Here is a 6,805-nt window from a genome sequence, read left to right on the forward strand (position 1 = left end):
CGCCGCCGGCGCGTGGGGGTCGAGGCCGGCCAGGCCGAAGCCGTTCAGAGCGGGGTGGTTGAAGGCGGTCCGGCCGCCGGTGGGGTGGCCGTCGGCGGCCGCCGCGGCCACGATGACGCCCATCACCCCGACGGCGCGGGCGAACTGCCGCCCGTCCGTGCTGCCCAGCAGGTCCCAGACGCGGTCGGGGACCCGGGGGTGGCGTTCGCGCAGGACGGGGACGCGGGTGCGGGCCCAGCGTCCCACGGTCGCCACCTCCTCCAGGTCGTGCAGGGCCCAGGCGGCCAGCAGCCCCCATCCGGTCGCGGCAACGGCGGTGTCCGTGGCGGCGGTTCGTATCGGTGTGCTCATGAGGCGACAGTCTGCAGCCAGACCGGGAGCAGCAGCAGCGACACGACCGAACTCTTGACCACCAGGGAGGCGGAGAGGTCCACGCCGACGTCGTAGCGCTGGGCGAAGACGAACAGGTTCTGCGGGGTGGGCATCGCGGCGATCAGGACGAGGTACGTCAGCCACTGCCCCCGTACGCCGAACAGCACCCCGCACACCGCCCAGGCCAGCAGCGGGAAGGCCAGGCATTTGAAGGCGATCAGGGCCAGCTCCTCGCGGGAGGTGCCCCGGACGTCCAGCCCCGTCCCGCCCAGGTGCAGGCCGAGGGCGAACAGGGCGATCGGCGAGGCGCTGTCGCCGACGAACGCGGCCCCGTCCAGGACGACCCGGGGAAGGTGCACCGAGAGGAGGTTGAGCAGGATTCCGGCGTTGCAGGACAGCACCACGGGGGTGGCGAGCGAGGCGGCGACGGCCCGCGAGAGCCGCTGCCCGGGACCGCCCGTGCCCGCTCCGGCACGGCCCAGTTCCATGATGGAGATGACGACGAGGGAGAGCACGCAGACCTGGAAGAGCAGGACGGGGAAGATCGGTGCGGCCGTGCCGAAGAAAGTGATGAACACGGGGACGGCGAAATAGGCCGTGTTCACCTGGACCCCGGCCATCACGCGCAGCGCCACGTCGCGCGGCTCCCGCATGCCGCGGGCGGCCGAGACGCAGGCGATGGCGAGCACCGCGAGGGCGGCCGCCGCGGCGTAGGCGCCGATCGCCCGCCAGTTGAAGAGGGCGCCGAGGTCGCTCTTGTAGATGTTGCCGAACAGGTAGCAGGGGACGGCGAAGAGGAAGGCGTAGTCGGCGAACACCTTGGAGGCCTCGGCCGGGACGGTCTTGCGGCGGGCCAGCAGCACGCCGCCGCCGAACGCCAGCAGTACCGGGACGAGTTTTTCGAGCGCAGCAGCCGTGCCCATGTGGACGTGATCCCCCTTGATCGACGGCGAGCAGCCTACTCCTGCCCGCTCGCGCGTCCCTCGGGCGCATAGGCTGGTGCGATCATGAGCGATCAGGATGAAGCCCGGTCCGGTACACCGGCCCCCGGGAAGGCGTCACGGGCGCCGATGCGGTTCACGGCGGTGCTGCGCACGCCCGCCCGGGCGGCGGAGCCGCTGTTCGCGCAGGCGCCCAAGGCCTGGCAGCGGATGCTGCCGTACGTGGTCGCCGGCATCTTCGTGGTGTCGCTGCTGCCGGCGACCATCGCCGTGCTGACCAACGACTACAAGGCGGGCGGCGGCTGGGCGGGCGCGCTGGGCGTGGCCCAGACCGTGCCGCTGCTGCTGGCGGTGACGCGGCCGCTGCCCGCGTGGGCCATGGTCCTGGTCGCGGACACGGTCGGCGCGGTGGTGCTGACCCACGCCGACGAGGTGGCCGGGCACGCCTGGCCGTGGACGCCGATGAGCATCGTCGGGTACCTGGTGCTGATGGTCTGCCTGGGACTGCGCGCGTCCATCCGGACCCTGGTCGGGGTGTGGCTGGTGACGGGCGCCGTCGGCGTGGTGCTCGGCTTCTTCGAGCCGGACGGGGTGACCACCACGGCCGCGCTGCTCTTCGTGCTGAGCGGCAGTTTCCTCGCCGTGACGGGGGCCCTGCGCGGGATCGGCGACGCGCAGCAGCGGGTCGCCGAGCAGGAGAGCATCAGCGAGGCCGAGCGGGCCCGGCGGACCCTGCTGGAGGAGCGGGCGCGGATCGCCCGGGAGTTGCACGACGTGGTGGCCCACCACATGTCGGTGATCACCGTGCAGGCGGATTCCGCGCCGTACCGGCTGCCCGGCCTGCCCGGGCCGGTGCAGGAGGAGTTCGCGGCGATCGCGGGCAGTGCACGCGAGTCGCTGAGCGAGATGCGGCGGCTGCTGACGGTGCTGCGCGGCGACGGGACGAACGGCGAGGCGGGCGGCGCCGGCGAGCTGGCCCCGCAGCCGGGCATCGGCCGGATCCAGCAGCTGGTGGAGGCGACCGTACGGGCCGGGCAGCCGGTGGAGTTGTCGCTCGCCGCCGGGGCGGAGCGGGCGGCGCCGCCGGCCGTGGACCTGTCGGCGTACCGGATCGTGCAGGAGGCGCTGGCGAACGTGGTGCGGCACGCGCCGGGCGCCGAGACCCGGGTGTCGGTGACGCACGACGCCGCTGAGGTCCTCGTGCTGGTGGTCAACGGCCCGGCGGCCCGGGACGCCGCGCGCGCCCTGGAGAGTTCGGGCACCGGGCACGGGCTGGTCGGCATGCGGGAGCGCGTACGGTTGACGGGCGGGACGCTGGACACCGGTCCGCTGCCCGACGGCGGCTTCCGGGTCGCGGCCCGCCTGCCCCTGAACGAAGCCAGCGAGGAAGCCAGTTGACCATCCGGGTGATCATCGTCGACGACCAGGCCATGGTGCGCGCGGGGTTCGCCGCCCTGCTGTCGGCGCAGGCCGACATCGACGTGGTGGGCGAGGCCCCCGACGGGCGGCAGGGGGTGCAGGTCTCGCGCACCGTGCATCCCGACGTGGTGCTGATGGACGTGCGCATGCCGGAGATGGACGGCCTGGCGGCGGCCCGGGAGCTGCTCAGCCCGCCGCCGGGGGTCGTGCACCGGCCGAGGGTGCTGATGCTGACCACCTTCGACATCGACGACTACGTGTACGAGGCGCTGCGCGCGGGCGCCTCCGGGTTCCTGCTGAAGGACGCGCCGCCCGCCGATCTGATCGCGGCGGTCCGGGTGGTCGCGTCGGGCGAGGCCCTGCTGGCGCCCTCGGTGACCCGGCGGCTGATCGCGGACTTCGTCCAGCAGCGCCCGGCCCCGCGCAAGGACCCGGCGCTGCGACTGAACGGGCTGACCCCGCGGGAGACCGAGGTGCTGGAACTGATCGCGCGCGGCCTGTCGAACCAGGAGATCGCCGGCCACCTGGTGCTGGCGGAACAGACGGTGAAGACGCACATCGGACGGGTGCTGGCCAAGCTGGACCTGCGAGACCGGGCCCAAGCCGTGATCTTCGCCTACGAGGCCGGCCTGGTCCGCCCCGGCGACAGCGACTGACCCGGCGTCTCTCCTCCACCCCCTACCGGGGTATGACATCCGACTTGGCACCACGGTCCGACGTCCGGTGCGGTACCTCCTTCCTACCTTCCTCCTCGTCACGAGGAGAGGAGAAGGGGCATGCGCCGCTTCGGAAGGACCCTGGCCGCGGCCGCACTGGCCCTGGCCGTGGTCGGGGGGACCGCGGGATGGGCTGCCGGCGACGGCGTCCAGGCGGTCACCGGGCCGCCGCCGGGCGCCGCCGCCTGGCGGGCCGACACCGCGGCCGGACGGCCGCTGCCCGACCCGGCGGGCACCCCGCCGCACGAGGTGGCCCGGTTCTTCGCCGGGCTCGACGACGCGGAGCGCGGGGAGCTCGTACGGCGCCACCCGCTGGTGGTGGGCAACCTCGACGGCGCCCCCGTCACCCTCCGGTACGAGGCCAACCGGCTGGCCGTCCTCGCGACCGGCGAGGCGCGCTACGCCTCGCTCGCCTCGCCGGGCCGCCGGATCCTCGCCTTCGATCCGCGCGGGCGGGGCCAGGTCGTCGAGGTGTTCGGGGATCTGGGGCGGGCCGCGCACGTATCGGTGGTCGTACCGGGTTCGGACAGCGACGCCACCACGTACGACGCGAAGCGCGCGCCGGCCACCGGCCCGGCCGGGATGGCCCGGTCGTTGCGCGCCGCGGCCGGCGCGGACACCGCGGTGATCGCGTGGACCGGCTACACCACGCCCGTCGGGGTCGGTCTGGACGCGGCCTCGGGGCGGCTCGCCGAGGCGGGCGCGGACCGGCTGGTCCGCTTCACGCAGGGGCTGGACGCGGTCGGCGCACCCGATCCGGTGCTGTTCTGCCACAGCTACGGCTCGGTGGTCGGGGGTCTGGCGGCCCGGCGCACGGACGCGAGCGACATCGTCGTGTTCGGCTCCCCCGGCATGCACGCCGACACGGTTGCCGGCCTGCACACCCGGGCCCGCGTCTGGGCGGCCCGGGGGCCCTCCGACTGGATCGCCGACGTACCGAACGTGCGGCTCGCCGGGCTCGGCCACGGCGCCGATCCTGCCTCCCCCGCCTTCGGCGCCCGCCCGGTGCCCGCCGGCGACGTGCACGGCCACACCGGCTACCTCGTACCCGGCACCCGGTCCCTGGCGGCCTTCGCCGCGATCGCGAAGGGCGAGGTCCGATGAGTTCCCCGACCCTGCTGCTGAAGCGGACGGCCGACCGGATCGAGCGGCAGACCCCCGCCCACCGCGACCGGGCCGTCGACGGATTGCGCGCCCTCGCCCTGCTGGCCGTGCCCACCGGGCACTGGCTGCTCGGCGGGTTCACCCTCGACGCGGACGGCGGCCTGCACAACGCCAGCCCGCTGTCCGCGTTCGGCGCGCTCGCCCCGGCGAGCTGGGTGCTCCAGATGCTCGGCATCTTCTTCCTGGTCGGCGGGTACGCCTCGGTGCTCTCCTACCACCGCCGTCCGGGCTCCGCCGGGGCCTGGCTGAAGGGCAGGATCGCCCGGCTGGGACGGCCGGTGCTCGGGGTCACCGCGGTGTGGGCGCTGGCCGCGCCGGTGCTGTACGCGGCGGGGGTGCCGGAGGCCACGCTGCGGACGGGGGCCACGCTGGTGGTCCAACCGCTGTGGTTCGTCGGGGTGTACGTGGTGGTCACCGCCCTGACCCCGTACTGCGTGCGGGCGTCGCGGCGGCTCGGCGGCTGGGCGGCGGCCCCGCTGTTCGCCTCGGTCGCGGTGGTGGACTTCCTGCGGTACGGGCCGTTCGCCGCATCCGTGCCGTCCTGGCTCGCGGTGGTCAACGTCCTGCCGGGCTGGCTGTTCGCGTACCAGCTCGGCGTGGACTGGGGCGAGCGGCGGATCGGGCGCCGCGGCGCCCGGCTGCTCCTCGTGGGCGGGACGGTGCTGTTCGCGGCGCTGCTGACGGTGTTCCACTACCCGGCGTCGATGGTCGGGGTGCCGGGTGCGGCGCGCACCAACTCGCACCCGCCGTCGCTGCTGGTCCTCGCCCTGGCCGCGGCGCAGTCGGGGGCGGCGATGCTGCTGCGCGACCGGCTGGCGAAGCTGCTGGCCCGGCCGGCGCTGTGGGCCCCGGTCGTCGTGATCAACCTGTGCGCGATGACGATCCTGTGCTGGCACCAGACGGCCATGCTGGCGGCGGCCGTGCCCGGTTCGTTCGCCGGCGCGCTGACCGGTCTGACGACGGCTCCGGACAGCCCCGCCTGGATCGCGGCGCGGCTGGCGTGGATGCCGGTGTTCGCCGTCCTGCTGGTGGGCATCGCCCGGTACGCGCGCCGGTTCGAGGCGCCGTGGACCCGGGCGACGGCGGTGCGGCGCACCCTCGCGGGGGTGCTGGCGGCCGGGTTCGCCGTGTTCGCCCTGGGGCTGGCGTAGCCGCGGTGGGGGGCGGGTGGGTCAGGCGATCGAGGCGGCCACGATGGCGGCCACCGCCAGGTTGCAGGAGGCCGTGACCCACACCGCCGGGTGCGGCTGCGGATCGACGACGATCGCGCCGAGCTTGCCGGGGGTCACCCAGTCCAGCACCAGGAAGGCCACGCCCATCAGGACCAGGCCGAGCACGCCGAACGCGGCGGTGGACAGCAGGCCCTTGCCGAAGTCGTCGTACGTGGTCCAGATCGAGGTGAAGACGATCCCGCCGACGCCGAGGAGCGCGGAGCTCAGCATGATGGCCGCGTTCCGGTTGCGCTCCTCCCAGATCTGCTTCGGGAGCTTCCCGGGCGTCAGCACGTCCACCAGGACGATGCCGAGGACCAGCAGGACCAGGCCGAGGGCGCCGAAGGCGCTGGTGCGGCCAAGTCCGTTGACGATGTCGCTCATTGAGAAGCCGTTCTCCGCGGGGGTAGGAAGGACCTGCCGTACCTGACGCGCTCCTGCCGTCAGGGTGGCCGAATCTATCGCACGGTCCCGCGGCAGACCATGGGGAGGTCAGGGAATGGTAAAGCTCAGGGCGGCGGGGCCCGGCGAGGCCCGGGCGCTCACCGCCCTCGTGCTCCGCTCCAAGGCGTACTGGGGGTACGACGGGCCCTTCCTGGCGTCCTGTGCGCCGGAACTGAGGATCAGGGCCGGGGAGGTGGCCGACCGCCGGATCGTGGTGGCCGAAGACCCGTCCGGCGGCCGGGTGCTGGGGCTCGCCTCCCTGGAGGGCGCGCCGCCGGTGGCCCGGCTGGGACTGCTGTTCGTGGAGCCGGACGCCATCGGGCGCGGCGTGGGACGGCGGCTGTACCGTGACGCGCTGCGCCGGGCCGCCGGACTCGGCTTCCGCAGGCTGCTGATCGACTCCGATCCGCATGCGGCCGGCTTCTACCGGGCGATGGGCGCGCCGCATGCGCCGTCGCCCGGGCGGGCCGGCGCGCGCCTCGGACCCACCCGGGGGGTGGGGGTCGCGGGGGCGCCCGCCCCCCCCCCCCCCCGCGCG

At 74.6% G+C, this 6,805-nt stretch carries 8 protein-coding genes; 5 read left to right on the forward strand and 3 right to left on the reverse strand.

Annotated features, from left to right (window positions below; all coding sequences use genetic code 11):
• The coding region (locus ACFXA3_RS29455; protein ID WP_385191582.1) for an HXXEE domain-containing protein at nt 1-351 on the reverse strand (351 nt) is incomplete at its 3' end.
• Nucleotides 348-1,295, reverse strand: a complete 948-nt coding sequence (locus ACFXA3_RS29460; RefSeq protein ID WP_385191584.1) for an AEC family transporter — start codon at nt 1,293-1,295, stop codon at nt 348-350. The genes ACFXA3_RS29460 and ACFXA3_RS29455, both read right to left, overlap by 4 nt.
• 84 nt (nt 1,296-1,379) lie before the next feature.
• Here ACFXA3_RS29460 and ACFXA3_RS29465 point away from each other — a divergent pair, with 84 nt between their 5' ends.
• From ACFXA3_RS29465 to ACFXA3_RS29480, 4 genes are all read left to right on the forward strand, one after another.
• The gene (locus tag ACFXA3_RS29465) at nt 1,380-2,711 is read left to right on the forward strand and encodes a sensor histidine kinase (protein WP_385191586.1); all 1,332 of its coding nucleotides are present in this window, start codon (nt 1,380-1,382) and stop codon (nt 2,709-2,711) included.
• Nucleotides 2,708-3,388 carry a response regulator gene (locus ACFXA3_RS29470; RefSeq protein ID WP_385191587.1) on the forward strand — a complete coding sequence of 227 codons (681 nt, stop codon included), beginning with the start codon at nt 2,708-2,710 and terminating at the stop codon, nt 3,386-3,388. Before ACFXA3_RS29465 ends, ACFXA3_RS29470 begins: the two co-directional genes overlap by 4 nt.
• A 120-nt stretch (nt 3,389-3,508) precedes the next feature.
• Nucleotides 3,509-4,552: an alpha/beta hydrolase gene (locus ACFXA3_RS29475; protein ID WP_385191589.1), complete on the forward strand. Its 1,044-nt coding sequence runs from the start codon at nt 3,509-3,511 to the stop codon at nt 4,550-4,552.
• Nucleotides 4,549-5,763, forward strand: a complete 1,215-nt coding sequence (locus tag ACFXA3_RS29480) for an acyltransferase (protein WP_385191591.1) — start codon at nt 4,549-4,551, stop codon at nt 5,761-5,763. The genes ACFXA3_RS29475 and ACFXA3_RS29480 overlap by 4 nt, the downstream gene beginning before the upstream one ends.
• Before the next feature lie 21 nt (nt 5,764-5,784).
• On the opposite strand, the gene ACFXA3_RS29485 is transcribed toward ACFXA3_RS29480, so the two are convergent.
• Nucleotides 5,785-6,207: a DUF350 domain-containing protein gene (locus ACFXA3_RS29485; protein WP_385191593.1), complete on the reverse strand. Its 423-nt coding sequence runs from the start codon at nt 6,205-6,207 to the stop codon at nt 5,785-5,787.
• A gap of 115 nt (nt 6,208-6,322) precedes the next feature.
• Here ACFXA3_RS29485 and ACFXA3_RS29490 point away from each other — a divergent pair.
• Nucleotides 6,323-6,805 (forward strand): GNAT family N-acetyltransferase (locus tag ACFXA3_RS29490; RefSeq protein ID WP_385191594.1); only part of this gene is annotated, 483 nt, incomplete at its 3' end.

The organism is Streptomyces sp. NPDC059456 (assembly GCF_042750055.1).
Lineage (GTDB): Bacteria > Actinomycetota > Actinomycetes > Streptomycetales > Streptomycetaceae > Streptomyces.